1 protein-coding gene is annotated in these 223 nt (G+C 70.9%); it reads right to left on the reverse strand.

What is annotated here, in order from left to right; genetic code table 11:
* Positions 1–223 (reverse strand): tetratricopeptide repeat protein (locus tag BGIM_RS64805; RefSeq protein WP_162136247.1); only part of this gene is annotated, 223 nt, incomplete at both ends.

Consider the following 223-nt stretch of genomic DNA (forward strand, 5'->3'; position numbering starts at 1 on the left):
ATGCCAGGTGGCGGCCTCCCCCGCCCGGTTGCCGACCGCCTGGTTGGTGACGAGGGCTTTGGCGAACCCGGCCCTCGCCTCCGCGTACTTCCCCTCACTCAGGTCGATGGTCGCCAACTGGTGCCAGGCGACGGCCTCCCCAACCCGGTCGCCGATCGCCTGCCGAATGGCGAGGGCCTTGGCGAATCCGGCCCTCGCCTCCGCGTACTTCCCCTCGTTCACG

It is taken from the genome of Zavarzinella formosa DSM 19928, from assembly GCF_000255705.1.
GTDB lineage: Bacteria > Planctomycetota > Planctomycetia > Gemmatales > Gemmataceae > Zavarzinella > Zavarzinella formosa.